Source organism: Kitasatospora phosalacinea (assembly GCF_030268885.1).
Taxonomy (GTDB): domain Bacteria; phylum Actinomycetota; class Actinomycetes; order Streptomycetales; family Streptomycetaceae; genus Kitasatospora; species Kitasatospora phosalacinea_C.
Window position 1 is genome coordinate 532,265 of record NZ_BSSA01000001.1, and the last position, 19,239, is coordinate 551,503.

At 75.1% G+C, this 19,239-nt stretch carries 17 protein-coding genes; 8 read left to right on the forward strand and 9 right to left on the reverse strand.

All coding sequences use genetic code 11. The annotated features are described in order from the left end of the window. Positions 1-114 precede the first annotated feature (114 nt). Together QSK52_RS02315 and QSK52_RS02320 are read left to right on the forward strand one after the other, a co-directional pair. The gene (locus QSK52_RS02315; RefSeq protein WP_285733429.1) at positions 115-747 is read left to right on the forward strand and encodes a TetR/AcrR family transcriptional regulator; all 633 of its coding nucleotides are present in this window, start codon (positions 115-117) and stop codon (positions 745-747) included. Between the two features lie 61 nt (positions 748-808). Then, the gene (locus tag QSK52_RS02320; RefSeq protein WP_285732889.1) at positions 809-1,285 is read left to right on the forward strand and encodes a DUF3592 domain-containing protein; all 477 of its coding nucleotides are present in this window, start codon (positions 809-811) and stop codon (positions 1,283-1,285) included. 9 nt (positions 1,286-1,294) lie between these two features. On the opposite strand, the gene QSK52_RS02325 is transcribed toward QSK52_RS02320, so the two are convergent. The 3 genes from QSK52_RS02325 to QSK52_RS02335 form a co-directional block, all read right to left on the reverse strand. After that, positions 1,295-3,412 (reverse strand): phosphotransferase, encoded by a 2,118-nt coding sequence (locus tag QSK52_RS02325; protein ID WP_352230265.1) that lies wholly within the window; start codon positions 3,410-3,412, stop codon positions 1,295-1,297. Between the two features lie 92 nt (positions 3,413-3,504). Continuing rightward, positions 3,505-4,512 carry an aldo/keto reductase gene (locus QSK52_RS02330; protein ID WP_285732893.1) on the reverse strand — a complete coding sequence of 336 codons (1,008 nt, stop codon included), beginning with the start codon at positions 4,510-4,512 and terminating at the stop codon, positions 3,505-3,507. After that, positions 4,509-5,525, reverse strand: coding sequence for an alpha/beta hydrolase fold domain-containing protein (locus tag QSK52_RS02335; RefSeq protein WP_285732896.1), 1,017 nt, complete (start codon positions 5,523-5,525; stop codon positions 4,509-4,511). The genes QSK52_RS02330 and QSK52_RS02335 overlap by 4 nt, the downstream gene beginning before the upstream one ends. Positions 5,526-5,710: 185 nt before the next feature. Here QSK52_RS02335 and QSK52_RS02340 point away from each other — a divergent pair, with 185 nt between their 5' ends. The 3 genes from QSK52_RS02340 (at position 5,711) to QSK52_RS02350 (ending at position 9,287) form a co-directional block, all read left to right on the forward strand. Continuing rightward, positions 5,711-6,457: a TetR/AcrR family transcriptional regulator gene (locus QSK52_RS02340; protein WP_285732898.1), complete on the forward strand. Its 747-nt coding sequence runs from the start codon at positions 5,711-5,713 to the stop codon at positions 6,455-6,457. Between the two features lie 99 nt (positions 6,458-6,556). Beyond that, positions 6,557-8,245: a phytoene desaturase family protein gene (locus QSK52_RS02345; protein ID WP_285732900.1), complete on the forward strand. Its 1,689-nt coding sequence runs from the start codon at positions 6,557-6,559 to the stop codon at positions 8,243-8,245. Between the two features lie 424 nt (positions 8,246-8,669). Next, positions 8,670-9,287: a hypothetical protein gene (locus QSK52_RS02350; RefSeq protein WP_285732902.1), complete on the forward strand. Its 618-nt coding sequence runs from the start codon at positions 8,670-8,672 to the stop codon at positions 9,285-9,287. A gap of 132 nt (positions 9,288-9,419) precedes the next feature. On the opposite strand, the gene QSK52_RS02355 is transcribed toward QSK52_RS02350, so the two are convergent. Next, positions 9,420-10,658, reverse strand: a complete 1,239-nt coding sequence (locus QSK52_RS02355) for an IS701 family transposase (protein WP_285732904.1) — start codon at positions 10,656-10,658, stop codon at positions 9,420-9,422. Positions 10,659-10,767: 109 nt separating this feature from the next. Here QSK52_RS02355 and QSK52_RS02360 point away from each other — a divergent pair. After that, positions 10,768-11,699 (forward strand): IS5 family transposase gene (locus QSK52_RS02360; RefSeq protein WP_285733432.1). Its coding sequence is split into 2 segments (ribosomal slippage): positions 10,768-11,143 and positions 11,143-11,699, totalling 933 coding nucleotides; the frame shifts between segments, so codons are not numbered across the junction. Positions 11,700-11,723: 24 nt separating this feature from the next. On the opposite strand, the gene egtD is transcribed toward QSK52_RS02360, so the two are convergent. The 5 genes from egtD to QSK52_RS02385 all read right to left on the reverse strand — a co-directional run bounded on the left by egtD (position 11,724) and on the right by QSK52_RS02385 (position 17,463). Next, complete coding sequence (egtD, locus tag QSK52_RS02365; protein WP_285732906.1) at positions 11,724-12,710, reverse strand: L-histidine N(alpha)-methyltransferase; 987 nt, start codon at positions 12,708-12,710, stop codon at positions 11,724-11,726. After that, entirely contained in the window at positions 12,707-13,483 is a 777-nt protein-coding gene (gene egtC / locus QSK52_RS02370; RefSeq protein WP_285732908.1) for an ergothioneine biosynthesis protein EgtC, read from the reverse strand. The genes egtD and egtC overlap by 4 nt, the downstream gene beginning before the upstream one ends. Before the next feature lie 5 nt (positions 13,484-13,488). Then, the gene (gene egtB, locus QSK52_RS02375; protein WP_285732910.1) at positions 13,489-14,817 is read right to left on the reverse strand and encodes an ergothioneine biosynthesis protein EgtB; all 1,329 of its coding nucleotides are present in this window, start codon (positions 14,815-14,817) and stop codon (positions 13,489-13,491) included. A gap of 121 nt (positions 14,818-14,938) precedes the next feature. Beyond that, positions 14,939-16,267, reverse strand: a complete 1,329-nt coding sequence (egtA, locus tag QSK52_RS02380; RefSeq protein WP_285732913.1) for an ergothioneine biosynthesis glutamate--cysteine ligase EgtA — start codon at positions 16,265-16,267, stop codon at positions 14,939-14,941. After that, positions 16,264-17,463 carry an aminotransferase class I/II-fold pyridoxal phosphate-dependent enzyme gene (locus QSK52_RS02385; protein WP_285732915.1) on the reverse strand — a complete coding sequence of 400 codons (1,200 nt, stop codon included), beginning with the start codon at positions 17,461-17,463 and terminating at the stop codon, positions 16,264-16,266. The genes egtA and QSK52_RS02385 overlap by 4 nt, the downstream gene beginning before the upstream one ends. Before the next feature lie 288 nt (positions 17,464-17,751). Between QSK52_RS02385 and QSK52_RS02390 the strand changes: the two genes are divergently transcribed. Both QSK52_RS02390 and QSK52_RS02395 read left to right on the forward strand, forming a co-directional pair. Next, the gene (locus QSK52_RS02390; RefSeq protein WP_285732916.1) at positions 17,752-18,099 is read left to right on the forward strand and encodes a hypothetical protein; all 348 of its coding nucleotides are present in this window, start codon (positions 17,752-17,754) and stop codon (positions 18,097-18,099) included. 115 nt (positions 18,100-18,214) lie between these two features. Then, positions 18,215-19,234: an alpha/beta hydrolase gene (locus QSK52_RS02395; protein WP_285732919.1), complete on the forward strand. Its 1,020-nt coding sequence runs from the start codon at positions 18,215-18,217 to the stop codon at positions 19,232-19,234. Positions 19,235-19,239 lie beyond the last annotated feature (5 nt).

Here is a 19,239-nt window from a genome sequence, read left to right on the forward strand (position 1 = left end):
CTGTAGCCCGCCCCGGCCGGAAGCGGAAGAGCAGCGCAGGAGCACCCGACCGGCGCCCGGAGGCACCTGCGACAATGGCCCGTACCCCACCGGCCCGCACCCCAGGAGGCGGAGATCGCCCGACCCCGCACCCCCCTGCTCAGCCGGGACCGCATCATCGCCGCCGCCCTCGCCCTGGTCGACGCCGAGGGCCTGGCCGCCCTCTCCACCCGCCGCCTCGCCGCCGAGCTCTCGGTCAGCGGTCCCTCGCTGTACAACCACTTCGCCACCAAGGACGACCTGCTCGACGCCGTCGTCGACAGTGTGATGGGCGAGGTCGACCTCAGCATGTTCGACGCGCCGGACCACTGGCGCACCGCCCTGCACGCCTGGGCCCGCTCCTACCGCGCCGCCCTCGCCGCCCACCCCCACCTCGTCCCCGTCCTGGCCCAGGGCCCCGGCCGCCGCCCCCACGCCCTGCGCCTGGCCGACGCCGTCTTCGGCTGCCTCGTCGACGCGGGCTGGCCCCCCGGCCAGGCCACCCGGATCGGCGCCCTGATGCGCTACTTCGTCACCGGCTCCGCCCTCGGCTCCTTCGCCGCCGGGTTCCCCGACGACGCCACCCTCTACGACGCCGCCGACTACCCCCACCTCGGCGACGCCCACCGCCTCGCCGAACACCGCCGCACCATCGACCAGGGCGCCTTCGACACCGGCCTCGACGCCCTCCTCGACGGCCTCGAACTGCGCTACCGCCGCCTGCGCTGAGACCGCTCCGGGAACCGGCGGTCCGGCCCGGACGTCCATCCGTACGGGAACGGGGGAGCGGATGGGCTGGGTGGACGCGGCGGCCGGTACGGCGGCCTGTGGTGCGGGCCTGCTGCTCGCCGCCCTCGGCGCGGCCGTCGCCGTGCAGCGGCTGCGCGACGACGCCCGGCTGCGCCGCCTGCGGGCCGACGGCCTCGGGGCCGAGGCCGAGGTCCTGGAGACGTACGTCAGCACGCACCGGCACGCCGAGACCCGGCAGGTCCACACCGACCGCCGGGCCGTCCTCCGCTTCCGCACCGCCGACCAGCTGCCCGTCCTGGTCGAGGACGACGGCGACACCCCGCGCGCCGTCGGCGACCGGGTCGAGGTCCGCTACCTGCCCGGCCGCCCCGAGGGCGCGCTGCCCGCCGACACCGTCGACCGGCCCCGCACCGCCGCCACCCTCGGCGCCCTCCTCGGGGCGGCGGCCCTGCTCGCCGCCGGGCTGCCGGTCGCCGCCTTCGGGGTGGCCCTCGTCAGCGGCGGCGAGCTGCCCTGAGGGCTCGGCTCAGGGCCGCTGCCAGTTGCTCCCGTGGTCGCGGCAGTCCGGCGAGCACGCCGCCGGTTCCGGCAGCGTCCAGTCGAACGGCCAGAAGTCCGCCGCCTCCTGCGAGTCCACGACCAGCTCCGGGTACCCGGCCGGGCGGCGCAGCAGGCAGCGGTGGCGCAGCAGCTCCTCGGCCTCCGCCCGGCTCAGCGGGGGGAAGCCGTCGATCGCGTGGTGGTCCGACAGCCGCTCGGGGGTGCGCACCACGTTCAGCCGGTCGCCGTCCGCGGTCCGGAAGTCCATCCGGTGGCTGGTGCTCCACTGCGAGTTGGAACCCCAGCCCTGCGACAGGTCGACCGGTCGCCGACCGCGCCGCCGGAACGCCCAGTACACCGGCGAGGCGTCCGCCCAGCCCGGCTCGGCCACCCGGGCGCCCGCCCGCACCCGCACGCCCGCGCGGGTGAACACCAGCTCGCCGAGGACGAACCCCGGCCACAGCACGTCCAGCAGTTCGATCGGCGCGTCCGGGTCCTCGGCGGGCACCAGCTCGGCGATCTCGTGCAGGAACGGGTCGAAGCCGTCCGCCGCACCGACCTCCGTCATGCCGAGCCGGGCGAAGAACGCCGCGAACTCCTCCCGGCCGACGCCCAGCCGGACCCCGTCCCGCACCGGCCCGTCGCCGTACGGCGGCTGGAACTCCAGGGCGAGCGCGTCCGCGGTCCGGCTCAGCGCGTAGAGCTCGCACTCCAGCAGGTCCTGCTCCTGCGCCGACTGCGCGGTGAAGGCGTCGTACGAGGCCGCCGCCGCCAACCGCTCCGGGTAGCCGGGCAGGGCCTCGGCCGCCCAGGCGTCCAGCACCAGCTGCGCCGAACTCCCGGTCCTCGCCATCAGCGCGTGGTACAGCTCGCGGCCCGCGCCCCGCGGCTCCGACCCGACCGTCGGGAACAGCGCCTTGCCCAGGGACCGCAGCGCCCGCCGCACCTCACCGGCCGGGTCGCCCGCGTGGTACGGGTGCTCGCTCGGCTCGATGCCGTCCAGGAACTCCTGGTAGCGCAGCGCGAAGTGCACGTGCACCAGCGGCGGCGCCAGCTCCAGCGCCCGCTCCGGGGCGCAGTCCGGGACCAGCTCCCGCCAGGCGTCGGCCCAGCGCGCCCGGACGACCGCCCAGCGCTCGGGGGAGAGGAACGGCATCGGCCGCAGGCCGTCCAGCGCCGGGTGGCCCCAGGCCGCGTCCGAGAAGTCCAGGACGGTCGCCCGCTCGCCGTCGAAGCGCCAGTTGCCCGGGTGGAAGTCGCCGTGCACGAGTGTCGACGGCAGCCCACAGGACTCGAGTTCGCGGGCGATCGCGGGCAGCTGCCCGGCCAGCTCCCGGGCCTGCGCGTACTCCTGCTCCGACAGCTCCGGGCGCAGCCGCTCCAGCAGCGCCGGGAAGCGCTCCGCCAGCGCGGTCGGCGAGCAGTCCGCCCACTCGCCCGGCCCGTCCGCGGCGACCGCCGCCTGCACGGCCGCCCAGCGGTCGACGGCCGTCAGCATGCCGTCCTCCGGCACGCCCCAGCAGTCCACGCCCGGCACGTCCGCCAGCAGCACCCGCCGCCCGTCCGCGGCCAGCACCCGCGGCACCAGCTCCGGATCGACCCGCCCCGCCCGGGCGATCACCGCCGCCTCCGGCACCGCGAACGGCGGCGTGCTCTTCAGCCACACCGGGCCGTCCGCGGTCGGGAAGCGCGACAGCGCCGACAGGTTCCAGCTGCGCACCTGCTCCACCGGGCCGGTCCTCGGGCGGCCGAGCTCGGCCAACTCGCCGTCCGCCCAGGCCCATTCCGCCGCCAGCCCGTCCGCCGACGCCCACCGCAGCCGCAGCGGGTGCCCGACGTCCTCGGTGTCCGCCGGAGCCAGCGCGCCGGTCGGGCGCTCGGACGCCACCGCCAGGTACACCGTCCCGCCGCCCCGGCCGCCCTCCCCGCCCGCCACCGACAGCAGCCGCAGCACCGCCAGCGGCACCCCCGCCGCCCGCGACGCCGCCGCGGCCACCTCGCCGACCTGCGCCCAGTACGGCGAGTCCGTCGCGAACGGGCCCACCGCCCCCAGGAGTTCGCCCTGCCACCCGACCACGACGGTCGCCGTCCGCTGCTCAGTCATCTGCACCCGGGCATTCTCCGGACGGCCCCGGGCCCGCGCCACCGAATAACGGACGGCACCGCTGCCCTCCCCGCTCGCCCTTCCCGCTCGCCCTACTCGTCGAGCAGCGCGGCACCGTGCTCGCCGTACCGGGCGCCCCGCGCGCCGCCGAGCGGGACGGCGGCGTCGACGGCGGCCAACTCGGCGGCGCCCAGCCGCAGGTCGAGCGCCGCCAGGTTGTCGCGCAGGTGCGTGCGCCGGGAGCTGCCCGGGATCGGCAGGACGTCGTCGCCCCGGGCCAGCAGCCAGGCGAGCGCGACCTGCGCGGGTGTGGCGCCCAGGTCGGCGGCGACCCGGGCCACCGCCTCCACCACGGCCAGGTTGGCCACCAGGTCCGCACCGCGGTAGCGCGGAGCGGTGGCCCGGAAGTCCCCCGGCGCGTACGGCACACCGGCCCGGACGGTCCCGGTCAGCAGCCCGCGCCCGAGCGGGCCGTACGCGACCAGGACGGCGCCCAGCTCGCGCACCACCGGCAGCACCTCGCGTTCCACCCCGCGCTCCCACAGCGAGTACTCGCTCTGCACGGCGCCGACCGGATGGACGGCGTGCGCCCGGCGCAGGGTGGCCGCCGAGACCTCCGACAGGCCGATCCGCCGCACCTTGCCCTCGGCGACCAGCGCGCCCAGCGCGCCCACGGACTCCTCGACGGGGACGACCGGGTCGATCCGGGCCAGGTAGTACAGGTCGATCCGGTCGGTGCGCAGCCGGCGCAGCGAAGCCTCGCAGGCCCGGCGCAGCTCGTCCGGCGCCCCGGCCGGGAGCAGTCGGCCCCCGGGGTCGCGGCGCAGCCCGGTCTTGGTGGCCAGCAGGGCGCGCTCGCGGTGCGGGGCGAGGACGCGGCCGAGCAGCTCCTCGTTCGCCCCGTCGCCGTAGAAGTCGCCGGTGTCGAACAGGGTGACGCCCGCGTCGAGCGCCGCCAGCAGGGTCGCCGCGGCCTCCCGCCCGTCGACCGCGCCGTAGCTGCCGACCATGCTCATGCAGCCGAGGCCGAGCCGGGGCAGCGGCACCCCGCCGGGCGCGCTCGCCGCGCTCGCCGCATTCACTGCGCTCGCCGCGCTCACCGTGCCTCCAGGGCGGTGCGCAGGAAACCGAGGATCTCCGCCCGCGCGGCGACGGCCTGCGGTTCGAGGCCCGGCAGGGTCAGGAACGCGTGCGGGGCGTCCGGGTACTCGGTCAGCCGCACCGGCACCCCAGCCGCGCGCAGCCGCTCGGCGTGGCGACGGCCGTGGTCGGCGACCGAGTCCCGGGTCGGCACCACCACCAGCGCCGGAGCCGTCCGGCCCAGCCCCGGTGCGTGCAGCGGCGACAGCGCCCGCGCCGCGGCCTCGTCCCCCGAGGGGACGGCCAGCCGCCGGACGAGGCGCAGCAGCGGCAGCGTCGGGCCCGGTCGGTCCCCGTGGGCGGCCACCGACGGGTGGTCGAACATCGCGGCGGTCACGTCGGTCACCGGGTTGACCAGGACCTGCGCCCGCAGCGGCAGGCCCTCCGCCGCCGCCCGGACGGCCGACAGGGCGCTGATCAGCGCGCCGCAGCTCTCCCCGAGGACCGCGACCCGCTCCGGGTCGACGCCCCACCGCTCGGCGTCGCGCACCAGCGCGACCAGCGCCTCCCACCCGTCGGCGGCGGCCTCCGCGAGCGGCAGGCCGGGGGCCAGCAGGCGGTGCTCGACCGAGACGACCAGGGCGGGCAGCCGGGCCGCGAGGTGGCTGGTCGTCCAGTCGCACTGCGTCGCGGTGCCCACGAACCCGCCACCGTGCACGTGCACCACCAACGGCAGGCGGCTTCCCGCGACCGCCGATCCGGCGTCCTGTGCGGCCGCCGATCCGGTGTCCGGTGCGGTGTTCGGCCGGTGGACCCGGACCGGCAGTTCGCGGCCGGGCAGCGCGAGGTGCCGCCACTCGACCGTCGCCCCCGGGTCCGGCTCCCCGAGCACCGCCCGGGCCGCCGCCGAGGAGCGGAAGCGGTTCTCCGCCGCGCTGTAGGCCGCCAGCTCCTCGGCGGTGACCGTCTCGAAGTCCGGGGCCGGTGGCCTGGTCGCGCCGATGCCGCCCGTGTCCGCTCGTGCGGTGTCCATCCGTCCTGCTCCCCCTCCCGGCGCGCCGCCGGGTGCGTGTCCGTGTCGTCGTGTTCCGGCCGCTCGCCGCGCCCCCATTAATGCACGCGCCGCGTGCAACGGCAAGTGCAATGGCGAGCGCAACGTCACGGGCAATGTCGCGCGCATGGGCTAGGCTGGGGCGGGAAGCGACGATGGGGAGCGACATGACCGGCCGCAGGCGATGGACCGCCGACGAGATCCTCGACAAGGCGGCGGAGCTGCTGCGCACCGGCGACACCGAGTCGTTCAGCCTGCGCAGGCTCGCCGCCGCGCTCGGCACCGACTCCTCCAGCCTCTACCGGCACTTCCGCAACAAGACCGAACTGCTGCGCGAGGTCGCCGACCGGGTCCTGCAGACCGCCATGGCCGACCACCGCGCCGGGGCGGACGGCACGGACCGCGCGGACGGCGCGTACGGCGCGGACGGCGCGGACTGGAAGGAACGCGTCACCGCCCTGGCGCTGCGCCTGCGCGAGGGCTTCGGCGAGCAGCCGCAGCTCGCCGCGATCTGGGGGCGCTACGGGTCCGGCGGCGCGGGATCCCGGCTGGTGATGGAGGAGTTGCTGCGCATCCTGCACGACGCCGGTCTGCCGGAGCGTGAGGTCCCGGTGCGCTACCACCGGCTGGTGGTGCTGCTCTCCGCACTGATCTCCGCCGAGGGCGGCCTCGGCTCCGTCGCGCCCGAGGAGTACGAGCAGGGCCTGGAGCAGTTCCGGGTCGCCGTGCTCGGCGCCGACCCCGAGCGCTTCCCCATGCTGGCCCGCTTCGCCCGCGAGGTCCGCCCGCTCGGCGCGGACCGCCGGGCCGCGTTCGAGGAACTGCTGGCCGCCCAACTCGCCGACATCGAAGCGTCCCTCGCAACGCCCGTCGAGGCGTCCGTCGAGGCGTCCAGCGAGGCGTCAGCGGGCTGACCGCACCGGGTGCGGGCCGTAACCACCGCTCCCCCGGGGAGTTGTACCGGCCGGTGGATCTCCTTCCGCCCCCGGGCCGGTGCGGCGGAGGTGACGGACGTGGCAGGACGCGTGCTGGTGGGCAGGCCCCTGACGGCGGGTGCGGTCGCGGAGCGGTACGACGCGGTGGTGATCGGCTCCGGGGCCGGCGGGCTGACCACCGCGGTCTGCCTGGCCCGCCAGGGGCGCCGGGTGGCGGTGTTCGAACAGCACTACACCGCGGGCGGCTACACCCACGCCTACCGGCGCCGCGGCTGGGAGTGGGACGTCGGCATCCACTACGTCGGCCAACTGGCCCCGCGCGAACCGGTCCGGGTGCTCTCCGACTACCTGACCGGCGGCACCCTGCGCTGGGCCCCGGTCGGGGACCCGTGCGACGAGTACCGGCTGGCCGACGAGGCGTACCGGGGGCCGGTCGGCTTCGACGCGTACCGGGCCGAGCTGATCGCCCGCTTCCCGGCCGAACGGGGCGGCGTCGAGGCCCTGTTCGCGCTGGTGGGGCGGTGCCGGGCGGTGCTCCCCGCCCTCGCCCTGGGCCGCCTCTCGGGCCCGGTGGTCCGGCGGCTGGCCCGCCTGCTGCGGGCGGCCGCCGTACCACCCGAGGCGATGCGCCCGGCCCGGGAGGTGGTGGAGGGGCTGATCGGCGACGAGCGGCTGCGGCAGGCCGTCCTCACCCGCAGCGCCCTGCTGCTGGCCGACTCCACCGCGAACCTGCCGTTCTTCCTCCTCGCCGTGATGTTCGAGCACTTCCGGACCGGCGCCTGGTACCCGGTGGGCGGCAGCGCCGCGATCGCCCGCGCGATGCTCGACCCGATCCGGGCCGCGGGCGGCGAGGTCTTCGTCCGGGCCCCGGTCGCCCGGATCGAGCTGACCGGGTCGCGGGCCACCGGCGTCCACCTGGCGGACGGCACCCGGGTGCGGGCCCCGGTGGTGGTCAGCGCGGCGGGCGCGCACCACACCTACCGCACCCTGCTGCCGACGCCCGCGGCCCCGCAGCCGGACCCCCGGTCGGGCCACGCGCCGGGCCCCGGGCCGGACCGCCTGGACGGCATGCGGCGCGGGTTCCCGTTCGTGGTGCTCTTCCTCGGCCTCGACGGCGACCCCGCGGAACTCGGCCTGCCCCGGCACAACCTGCTCGTCACCGACGGGGACTGCGACGCCTTCTTCGACGGCACGGGCGGACGCACCAGCGGCTGCTTCCTCTCCTTCTCCTGCGCCAAGGACCCCACCTGGAGCGCCCGCAACCCCGGCCGCTCGACTGGGGAGATCCTCGCCTACGTCCACCCGGAGCTGTTCGCGCCCTTCCACGGCTCGCGGTGGCACCGCCGCAGCCCGGCGTACCTGGCCCTGAAGGCCGAGCTCACCGCGCACCTCCTCGACCGGCTCCACCGCTGCCTGCCCCGCACCCGCGGCCGGGTCGCCCACCACGAGCTCGGCACCCCGCTGACCGCCGAGCACTTCACCGCCTGGCCCGGCGGCAGCCTCTACGGGCTCGCCAAGGACGTCACCGCCTTCGGCGACGGCCGCACACCGGGCCGGGCGGACTGGCTGCGCCCGCGCACCGCGATCGACGGCCTCTACCTCTCCGGCCAGGACTGCCTGGCCGGGGGCTTCCTCGGCGCGGTCACCGGCGGCCTGCTCGCCGCGCACGAGGCCCTCGACCGCAGCGGCCGCGCCCGCCTGTGGGCGGGCCTGCTGCGGCAGGGCGTCCGCCCGCAGGCGCCGCCGGACGGGACCGAGAGCGCCTAGCTTGATCTTTAACCTGTGCGGCGTGCCGGACGACCTCCCGGCCGCAAGAACACCCACCCCACACCACGCCACGACGTCCACACCGCCGCAAAGACCGGCCCCGCGAAGCCATCAGCGAAGAAGAAGCCCGAGGTCAGCAACCCTCGCCCACGCCGCACAGGTTAAAGATCAAGCTAGGAGCTGTCCTGACGATCATCTGTAGGGCACCTCAGTGGTACTTTGCCGGGAAGTTGCGGGAGGGCGGGCGGGCAAACGGACAGAAAACTGCAACCTGCCGCCGTTGTGGCGCTCGGCGAGAGGGCAGAGCTGGACTGGCAGAGGCCGTGCCCGCACTTTTCGACACCGCGGCCTGCCCAGCCGACCACCTGGGCGTCCGGGAACAGCCCCACCACCAGGAGAACATGAGAGGCCGACGGGAGCGGACGTGGTGAACATCGACGAGGCGATGGACCGGCTCGGCGTGGTGATCGGGCCGCCGCCCGAAGATGGTGTGGTCCCGGTTCCGTGGGAGCTCGCGCCCGAGGTGATGGGTTTCCAGCTGCCTGCGGACTACCGGGCATTCGTCGATCGGTACGGGATGGTGAGCATCAGCGACGAGCTGCACGTCTACGCCCCGTCGTCGGAGCCAACCAGCAAGACCGGGCAACCGGTCGGCTTCGAGGGGTTCCTGTACTACACGACGGATCCCTACGGGTACTGCGCCACGCTGGCTCAGGCCTATGCAGACGGGGACTACGAGGAGTGCCCGTACCCGGTGTTCCCGGCCGAGGGCGGGCTGCTGAAGTGGGCCAACAACTGGAACGCCGACCAGTTCTTCTGGCTGATGCGAGGGCCGGACCCGGACCGGTGGCCGGTCGTCGCCAGGTTCGAGTCCAGGCAGAAGTGGGACCTCTTCGAAGGGGGCTTCCTGGAGTTCCTGCTGGCGGCGGTGACGCGACAACATCGCTATTACCGGGATGTCGTTCCCGGCGGGATGAAGCAGGTCACTGAGGGTCGTGCCTACCATTTCCGGGGTGACTGGTCGAAGCAGCTACCGCGCTAGTAGTACTTCGTTAGGTTCTGCCTCTGCTTCGGTGTCTGGTTCTCATGCGAGGCAGGGGGCGGTTGCAGGTGGTGCAGGTGCCGGTCCAGCCCTTCAACAGGTCCTGCAACAGGTCAAGGACCTGGTAGAGGGTCAGGCCGGCGTTCGGACTTTTGGGTCGAGCCGCCTGAGGGTGAGGAAGGCCTGGGCGGCGGTGACGAGGGTGACGTGGTGGTGCCAGCCGCGCCAGGTCCGTCCCTCGAAGTGGTCCAGGCCCAGGCCATGTTTGAGCTCGCGGTAGTCGTGCTCGACGTGCCAGCGCATCTTCGCCCATCGCGCCAGGTCGGCGACGGGCGTGTCGGGCGGCAGGTTGGATATCCAGTAGCCGGTCGGGGCGTCATGACCGGCGGGCCACTCCACCAGGACGGTGGCGGCGGGCAGGACGCCGTCCCACCGGCTGCGTCCACCGCCCGCCGTCTGGGCAGCGGCCAGGGACTGCTTGCCCGCCGGCCGTACGGCCATGACCGCGAACCTCGAGGTCATCGGTCCTCTGCTGCCCTGCCGCCAGAGGACCTCCGTGAAACGGCCGGCGGCAGCCGCGTCGGCCGCGTGAAGCGCGAGGGAGCGAGGCGCCGTCCGGTAGCGGGCAAGCGTGGGCGGCCCCAGCCCGCCGTAGTCGGGGCGGTACGGCTCGGCCTCCAGCTCATGGGCAACTTCCTTCCCGGTCAGCGCGAGGACGTAGGACATGCCCCGCTCCTCCAGGCCGTGGCGGAAAGGGGTGCTGACGCCGTAGCCCGCGTCGGCGACCACCACCGGGGCATCGAGCCCCCACCCGGCCACGTTGTCCAGCAGGCCCAGCGCCAGACGCCACTTCTCCTGGTGGACGACGCCCTCCGGGATGCCGGCCCGACGACAACGGCCGGGCTCCTCCGTCCACTCCCGGGGCAGGTACAACTGCCAGTCCAGCGGGCACGACGCGCTGTCGGTGGCTGCATGGACGCTGACCGCGACCTGGCAGTTCGCCCGCTTCCCCAGCGCTCCGCAGTACTGCCGGGCCACTCCGGCAGAAGCCCGACCGCACTTGGGGAACGACACGTCGTCGATCACCCACACCTGCGGTGCGATCGCCTCCGACAGCCGCCGCGCGATCCGTCTCCGTACCGGCAGCGGATCCCACGGCGACTGGTTCACGAACTGCTGCAGGGCCTGCATGTCCCCGTCCGGCAACCGCGCGGCCATCGGCTGGATCGACTTGCGCCGACCGTCCAGCATCAGACCCCGCAGGTAACACGCACCCCACCGCCGCTGATCCCGCCGCCGCAACGAGCCGAACACATCACCCACGAACTCCGCCAACTCGCCCCGGAGCCGCTCCACATCCCCCAGCTTCACACCCAGAAGATGCCCACCAACAAGCAAGATCGCTCAACGTAACGAAGTACTACTAGGACTTGACCGGTCGATCATGTGACTATCACTCGCTGTGCTCGTTGGTCCGGGCATGGGGCGGGGAGATCTCACGGATGCCGAGGGGGAACGGCTGCGACCGTTCCTGCCGGTCAGCAACAGGCGTTGTGGCCGGTGGCGGGACCATCGGCAGGTGATCGACGGGATCCTGCACCGGGTGCGGACCGGCGTGCACTGGCGTGACCTGCCCGAGCGGTTCGGTCCCTGGAAGATGGTCTACGAGCGCCACCGGCTGTGGTCGGCTGACGGGACCTGGGAACGCCTGCTCCAGCGGGTCCAGGCTGAGGCGGACGCGGCCGGCAACATCGACTGGGACAGCTCGGTGGACTCCACCGTCGTCCGGGCCCACCAGCACGCGGCCGGTGCCCGTACCGACCCGCCGCCGGCCCTCGCGCCAAAGGGGGCTGGGCGAGGAGAACACCAGGACGAGACACCGTGGCAGAGCCTCGTCGGCCGGCTGGTGGAGGTGGTGCTGGAGGCGAGGGCCTGGGTCGTTCACGCGGCGGGTTCACCAACAAGATCCACCTGAGCGCGGACGGTTTCTGCCGACCGCTGTCCCTGATCGTCACACCGGGGCAGCGGGCCGACTGCACGCAGTTCGAGCCCGTACTGGAGAAGATCCGCGTCCTGCGGACCGGTCCGGGCCGGCCCCGCAAGACGCCCGACAGCGTGGCCTGCGACAAGGCCTACAGCAACGGACCATGCCGCGCCTACCTGCGCAGACGCGGCATCCGGCACACGATCCCGGAGAAGTCCGACAGCCGGGCCGCCCGTCTGCGCAAGGGCTCACGCGGCGGGCGGCCACCCGGGTTCGACGAGGAGCGGTACAGGAAACGCAACACCGTCGAACGGGCCATCAACAGGCTCAAGCACGCCCGAGCCGTCGCCACCCGCTACGACAAGCGCGGCTACGTCTACCTCGGCACCGTCACCGCAGCCGCCCTCGTCATCTGGCTCCGCACATGATCGACCGGACGGGACCGAGAGCGCCTAGTCGGAGCCGTCCTCGAAGGGGCGGGAGAGCGAGAGCCCGAAGCGGCCCTCGTCGTCCGTCCACCAGTCGGCCAGGCGCAGGCCCGCGGCGAAGAGCTCGCGTTCGACGCGTTCGCGGCGGAACTTCGCGGAGACCTCGGTGTGGAGCTCCTCGCCCGCCTCGAAGTGGACGGGGAGGCCGAGGTCGGCGATCTTGACGGTCTGGGCGCGCCGGGAGCGCAGCCGCATCTCGATCCACTCGTGCTCGGCGTCCCAGAGGGCGACGTGGTCGAACTGCTCCGGTTCGAAGTCGGCGTTCAGTTCGCGGTTGAGGACCGACAGCAGGTTGCGGTTGAAGGCGGCGGTGACGCCCGCGGCGTCGTCGTAGGCGGCGACCAGGACGGCGGGGTCCTTGACCAGGTCGGTGCCGAGCAGCAGCCAGTCGCCGGGCAGGAGTTGGGCCCGCAGGCCGGTCAGGAAGGCGGCGCGCTCGGCGGGCAGCAGGTTGCCGAGGGTGCCGCCGAGGAACACCACCAGGCGGGGGCCGCCGCCGTCGGGCAGGCCGAGGCTCTGGGTGAAGTCGGAGAGCACGGCGGCGACGTCGAGCCCCGGGTAGTCGGCGGTCAGGGACGTCGCGGCCGATTCGAGGGCGCTCTCGCTGACGTCCACCGGGACGTAGCGCTCCAGGGTGCCCGCGGCGCGCAGCGCGTCCAGCAGCAGGCGGGTCTTCTCCGAGGAGCCGGAGCCGAGTTCGACCAGGGTGCGGGCCCGGGTGGTGGTGGCGATGTCGGCGGCGCGGGTGGTGAGGATCTCGCGTTCGGCCCGGGTGGGGTAGTACTCGGGCAGCCGGGTGATCTCCTCGAACAGTTCGGAGCCGCGGGCGTCGTAGAACCACTTCGGGGGCAGCCGTTTGGGCTCGCCGGTCAGTCCGTCGCGGACGTCGGCGCGCAGCGCGTGGTGCAGGTGGTCGGGGGGCAGCAGGCGGGTGAGCCGGTATCCGGTCATCGGGGGGCGTCCTCTCGGGTGCGCGGGCCGATGGGGGCCAGCGGGGTCAGCACGCTGCCGGCCGGATCGGCCACCAGCAGGGTGCGGTCGGGGACTTCGGACCAACCGGGCCCGTCGTCGAAGGGTTCGGAGGCGACCAGCACGGAGCCGTCCGCGTCCCGGCGCTGGAACAGGGTGTCGCCCCAGACCGTGGCCGCGATCGAACTCCCGTCGGTGGCGAGCAGGTTGATCCGGGCGTCGGCCAGTTCTCCGGCCAGCAGGCAGACGTCGGCGAGCGCCTCGCCGAGTTTGACGCCCGCCCGCAGCCGGTTCAGCACCAGCGCCCACAGCAGGGCCGAGTCGGTGCGCGTCTCCAGCTCCAACAGCTCGGTGGCGGGCAGCAGTTCGGCCAGCGGGGCGAAGGCGCCCGGCCAGCCCGGCAGGGCGCCGTTGTGGCTGAAGAGCCAGCGTCCGGCGGCGAACGGGGCGGCGGCCTGCGCCCCGGCCGCGCAGCCCGGGGTCGCGGAGCGGACGGCGCCCAGCACCGCGTGCGAGCTGACCACCCGGGCCAGGTCGACCAGGTCGCCGTCGGCCCAGATCGGCCCCTCCCGCCGGTAGCGGGCCGGGCGCTCGTCCCCGGCGGCGTACCAGCCGACCCCGTAGCCGTCCGCGTTGACGGTGCCGTAGCGCTGCAGCCGGGGCGCCCAGGACTGGCGCAGCAGCCCGTGCGGCGGGTCGAGCAGGACCGAGCGGATCGGCACCGGCCGCCCCAGGTAGGCGAAGTGGCGGCACACCGGGCTCAGCCCTCCGTCCGGGGCCCGGCGTCGCGGGCGGTGCGGAAGCCGGAGAAGATCTGCCGCCGCACCGGGTAGTCCCAGTTGCGGAAGGTGCCCCGGCAGGCGACCGGCGCGACCGCGAACGAGCCGCCGCGCAGCACCTTGTACTCGGGGCCGAAGAACACCTCCGAGTACTCCTTGTACGGCCAGGCCGTGAACCCCGGGTAGCCGGTGAAGTCGCTGGACGTCCACTCCCACACGTCACCGATCAACTGCCGTGCTCCGTACGGAGATTCACCCTGTGGGTAGGCGCCGACCGGGGCCGGTCGCAGGTGCCGCTGCCCGAGGTTGGCGTGCTCGGGGCCGGGCGCCTCGTCGCCCCACGGGAAGCGCCGGGAGCGGCCGGAGGCCGGGTCGTGCCGGGCCGCCTTCTCCCACTCGGCCTCGGTCGGCAGCCGCCGCCCCGCCCAGCGGGCGTACGCGTCGGCCTCGTACCAGCTCACGTGCAGCACCGGCTCCTCGTCCGGCACCGGCTCCAGGTGGCCGAAGCGGCGGCGCAGCCACTGGCCGCCGTCGCGCTGCCAGAACAGCGGCGCCTCCAGCCCCGCGGACATCCGGTGCGCCCAGCCCGCGGGCGTCCACCAGCGCGGGTCGTCGTAGCCGCCGTCGGCGACGAAGCGCCGGTAGGCGCCGTTGGAGACCGGCGTGGTGTCCAGCCAGAACGCGGGCAGGTCGACCTGGTGGGCGGGGCGCTCGTTGTCCAGCGCCCACGGCTCGGTGTCGGTGCCCATGGTGAACGGACCGGCCGGGACCAGCACTTCGGCGGGCAGCGGGCCGCCGGTGGCGGCCGGCGGCGGGGCGTCCAACACGGCCGGACCGCTGCGCAGTTGGTGGGTGATCAGCATGGTCTCGTCGTGCTGCTGCTCGTGCTGGACGATCATCCCGAACGCGAACCCGGCGTCCAGCAGCGGCGCGCCCTCCAGCGGGGAGGCGGCCAGCAGGTCCAGCACCCGGCCGCGGACCTCGTGCGCGTAGGCGCGGGCCTCGGCCGGCGGCAGCAGCGGCAGCCGGGGCCGCTCGGCCCGCGGGTGCTCGAACGCGTCGTACAGCGGGTCGATCTCCGGGTGCATCGGGTCGCGGCCGCCGACGTTGCGCAGCAGCCACAGCTCCTCCTGGTTGCCGATGTGCGCCAGGTCCCACACCAGCGGCGACATCAACGGGGAGTGCTGGGCCACGAGTTCGGCGTCGTCGACGGCCCCGGTGAGGAGCGCGGTGCGCTCCCGGGCGGCCAGCAGTTCGGCGGCGATCAGCTCGCGCAGCAGCGCGGGGTCGGTCCGGTCGGCGTTCAGCACGCGGCCACCTCCGTTGGCGGGAAGGGGAGTTCGGCGGTCGGCAGGTGGGGTTCCCCCGGCGCGGGGGACGCGGGCCCGCGGTGCAGCCGGCGTTCCTCCGGCCGGGCGGGAGCGGCGGCGGTCAGCACGGGGCGTCCTCCAGCAGGCCGGGGGCGGCGCCGGTGCGCAGGGCGGCCAGTTGGTCGTCGGCCGGGCAGCGGCCGCGGGCCGGGTAGCGTTCGGCGAACTCGACCAGGTCGGTGCGGAGCGGGCTGCCCCGGCGGGCCAGCGAGCGCTCGGCGGCGGCGAAGCACAGCAGGGCGGCGCGGCGCAGGTCCGGGTCGGCCATGCCGAGGGCGGCGGCGCGGCGCCACAGGCCCGAGCGCGGGGCGCGGCTGCCCGCGTGGCCGAGCCGTTCCAGGGCGGCGCGGGCCTCGTCGGCGGCCCGCGGGTCGTCCATCAGCGCGCTGACCAGCGCCAGCGGCACCCGCCAGCCCTCGCCGGGCTGGGCGTCCATCATCCGCAGCTCCAGGTGGCCGCGCGGCCGCACCGGCGGGAACAGCGTGGTGCGGTGGTACTCCAGGTCGGCCAGCGCGGCGGGCCGCTCGCCCCCGTCGCGCAGCCAGCCGCGGAAGGTCAGCCCGGCCGGTGCGTCCCAGGGCAGCCCGTCCGGGCGGCGCACGCACAGCAGTGCGGCGTCCAGCACGTAGTGCGTCCAGGCGGTGCGCGGGTCGGCGGTGGGCGGCGGGGCCAGCGTGCGGGAGGGGTCCATCCGGGACCAGACCAGCTGCCGGGTCGACTTCCAGCCGGTCGGACGGCCCTCCAGCAGCGGCGAGTTGGCGAACGCGCCGACCAGCACCGGCCCCAGCTCGTGCACCAGGCGCCAGCGCTCGACGTGGTCGGCCTCCGTCCCGGCGTCCACGCAGACCTGCACGGAGGCGGTGCCGGTCATCATGATCCGGCCCCACGGGCCGCCGCGGTCGAAGTAGCGCTCCATCGCCCGGTAGCGCGGATGGGCGGCCTGCATCCGCCGCTCGCGGTCCATCGGGTCGGTGCCGCTGCCGGTCAGCCGCAGGCCCTCGGCGGCCAGCGCCGCCCGCAGCACCGCCTGGTCGGCGCTCAGCCCGGCCGCGCAGTCGGCCGGATCGGCGGCGGGCGGGGAGCTGAGCTCGACCTGCCCGCCGGGTTCGTGCGTCAGCCGCGAGCCCGCCGGGAACACCGGGCCGTCGGCCGAGTCGGGCAGCGCCGCCAGCGCGGCCGCCACCCGGTCGGGGTCCACCGGTACGCCGGGACATCGGACGTCGTGGACGAACCACTCCGCCTCCACCCCGACCAGCGCCGGGGGCCCGATCTTGAAGCAGATGGCCCCCAGGTGGCGTTCGGCCGACGCCTCGGTCAACTCCGCCCGAAGCGTCACGCTGTGTATCGGGTCGGGGGCCGGTGCGGCCTGCTGCGGACGTACGGATGTCACCGGGTTTCACCATCCCTCGGTTCGCGACTTGAGCCCGGTTGTTCCTGCTCAGTCTGCTCCGGGGCAAACCTCGGTGCCGCCCGAGCCGACATTTCGCAGGTCAGGCGGGTGAGTGCGGTGCGCAGGCGGTCCAGCGGCAGGGCGAAATTCAGCCGCAGCCGCCCGGAACCGGCCGTTCCGAAATCGGACCCGTCCGCCAGCTCGACGTGACAGCGGGTGAGCAGCTCCTCCCGGGTGCCGAGCCCCGCCCCGTCCAGCCACAGCAGGTACGAGCTCTGCGGACGGGCCAGCACCGCACCGCCCAACGCGGCCGTCGCCAGCTCCCGGGCCCGCACCAGGTGCGCCAGCGCGGCGTCCAGCCACGGCCCGCCCTCGGCCAGCGCCGCCCGCTGCGCGACCGCGCCCAGCAGGCCCCCCTCCCACAGCCCGAAGCCCGCCATCACCGCCGTCAGCCGCTCCCGCAGCCCCGCGTCCGGCACCAGGGCGATACAGCTCGGCAGGCCCGAGACGTTGAAGGTCTTGCCCACCGAGTTCAGCGTCACCACGTTCGCCGCCCCGCCGGTCACCGCCACCGCGACCGGCTGCGGCACGCCCGCGTCCGGGTGCCGCAGGTCGCCGTGCACCTCGTCCGAGACCAGCAGCCCCGGCCCGGCCGCCGCGGCCAGCGCCCGGACGTCGCCCGCCGACCAGATCCGCCCGGACGGGTTGTGCGGGCTGCTCAGCAGCACCAGGCCCGGGCGGGACGCGGCGACGTCGGCCAGCGGCAGCCGGTACGGGTCGGCCGGGTCGCCGGTCTCCAGCAGCGGCAGCTCCCGGGTCGCCACCCTCGCGGCCCGGCAGACCCGCGCGAAACCGCCCCACTCCGGCGTCACGAACACCGCCGGGCCCGGCAGCGGACGCACCGCCTCCACCAGCAGCCGCACCGCCGTGCCCGGGGCGAACGGCAGCAGCATCACCCACCGCGGATCCACCTCCACCCCGTGCCGCCGCCGGTACCAGTCGGCGACCAGCACCCGGTCCGCGGCCTCCGCCACCGGGTACCCGAACGCCGGGTGCCCCGCCCGCGCCCGCAGCGCCGCCCCCACCGCGGCCGGGCCCGGCAGGTCCATGTCCGCCACCCCCATGGCGATCCGACCCGCCCCCGCCCGCGCCCACTTCGCACTGCCCGTCCCCGCCCGCGAGAACCGCTCGAACACCGGGTGCTCCCTCCGACGCCGTCCCCCTCACGCTAGTGCTGCGGCTGGCTCCTGCGGAGGGTGGACCGCGGCGGACGAAACCCCGAAAGGTTAAGCGATACGTGTTGCTCACCTTGCGACGAGTGAAGCAGAAGGCCCGATATTACTTAAACTTTGCTTAACCATTATCGTTTTTCGGAAACGCGTCCGGAATGTCTGGACAACGTTGTCCGGGGCCACGCAGACTGGACGCACCGATCGCACTCGTGGCCGAACCGCGGTAGGCCGGACCCACCCTGCGAGGACCTCATGCCCAAGAACGGCACCGCCATCTACCTGCGCTGTTATCCGGAGGACCACTGGGAGATGCTGTCCCACCGCCGCGCCCTGGAGGACCTGGCCGACCGCTCCGGCCTGGCCCGCCCGATCCTCTACCTGGACAACGGCACCCGCTCCACCGAATGCGCCCCCCGCCTGGAGCACCTGCTCGCCGACATCGCCGCCGGTTGGGTCGACACCGTCCTGATCCCCGGCACCTGGGTCTTCGCCCTCTGCCCGGAGACCGCCCGCGCCACCGCCGACCGCCTCCGCGCCGCCGGGGCCCACCTGGTCGAGATGGCCTCGCCCCGCAGCCGCGCCGTCCTGCAGGCCGTCTGAACGGCGCGGCCCGCGCGAGGCGCGCCCGTCCGAGGGGCGACCGCGCGAGGTGTGACCGGGGTCACGTGGAAAGGGTGACACGGGGCTGTCGCCGCACCCTGCCACCGTCTGTGCCATGACGCACCCCGCCACCACCGGCCCCGCCCACGCCACGCCCCCCACCACCGGCCCCGACGCCTACGACGCCCACCCCCTGCGCGAGCACCTGGTCGACCTCGACCGCCTCGACGAGACGCTCGCCTTCAACCGGGCCTTCGAGCGGGCCGCGGGCAGCCGCCCCGCCCGCCGGGGTCCGCTCGACGCCGCCACCCTCGCCCTGCTGCGCCGCAACCGCCTCGGCGGCGACACCCCGCCCCGCCGCCTCCCGCAGGCCCGCGACCGGCGCCTCCCGTCCGGCGTCGGGGTCCGCGTCCTCGACCCCGGTGCGCCCGAGGGCGTCCTGCTGCACCTGCACGGCGGCGGCTGGGCGTTCGGCTCCGCCGACGGGCAGGACGAACGGCTCTGGGAACTCGCCCGCCGGACCCGCCTCGCCGTCGTCAGCGTCGACTACCGCCTCGCCCCCGAACACCCCCACCCCGCCGGACCGGACGACTGCGAAGCCGCCGCCCGCTGGCTCGCCGAGCACGCCGAGGCCGAGTTCGGCACCCGCCGCCTGCTGATCGGCGGCGAATCCGCCGGAGCCCACCTCGCCGTCCTCACCCTGCTGCGCCTGCGCGACGGCGGCCTCCCCGGCGCCTACCGCGCCGCGCACCTCGCCTTCGGCCCCTACGACCTGGCCATGACCCCCAGCCAACGCGACTTCGGCGATCGCCCGTTGCTCAGCAACACCCGCAGCCTGCAAGGGAGTTACGAGATGTACAGCCCCGGCACCGGCCCCGCGGAGCGCCGCGACCCCGGGCTCTCCCCGCTGTACGCCGACCTCACCGGACTCCCGCCCGCCCGCCTCGTGGTCGGCACCGAGGACCCGCTGCTGGACGACTCCGTCCTGCTCGCCCGCCGCTGGCAGGACGCCGGGGGCACGGCCCGCCTCGACGTCGTCGCGGGCGCGATGCACGGCTTCACGCTCTACCCGCTCACCGTCACCGCCCGCGAACGCGACCGCGAGGCCGGGTTCCTCACCGCCGCGGGGCGGTAAGGTCC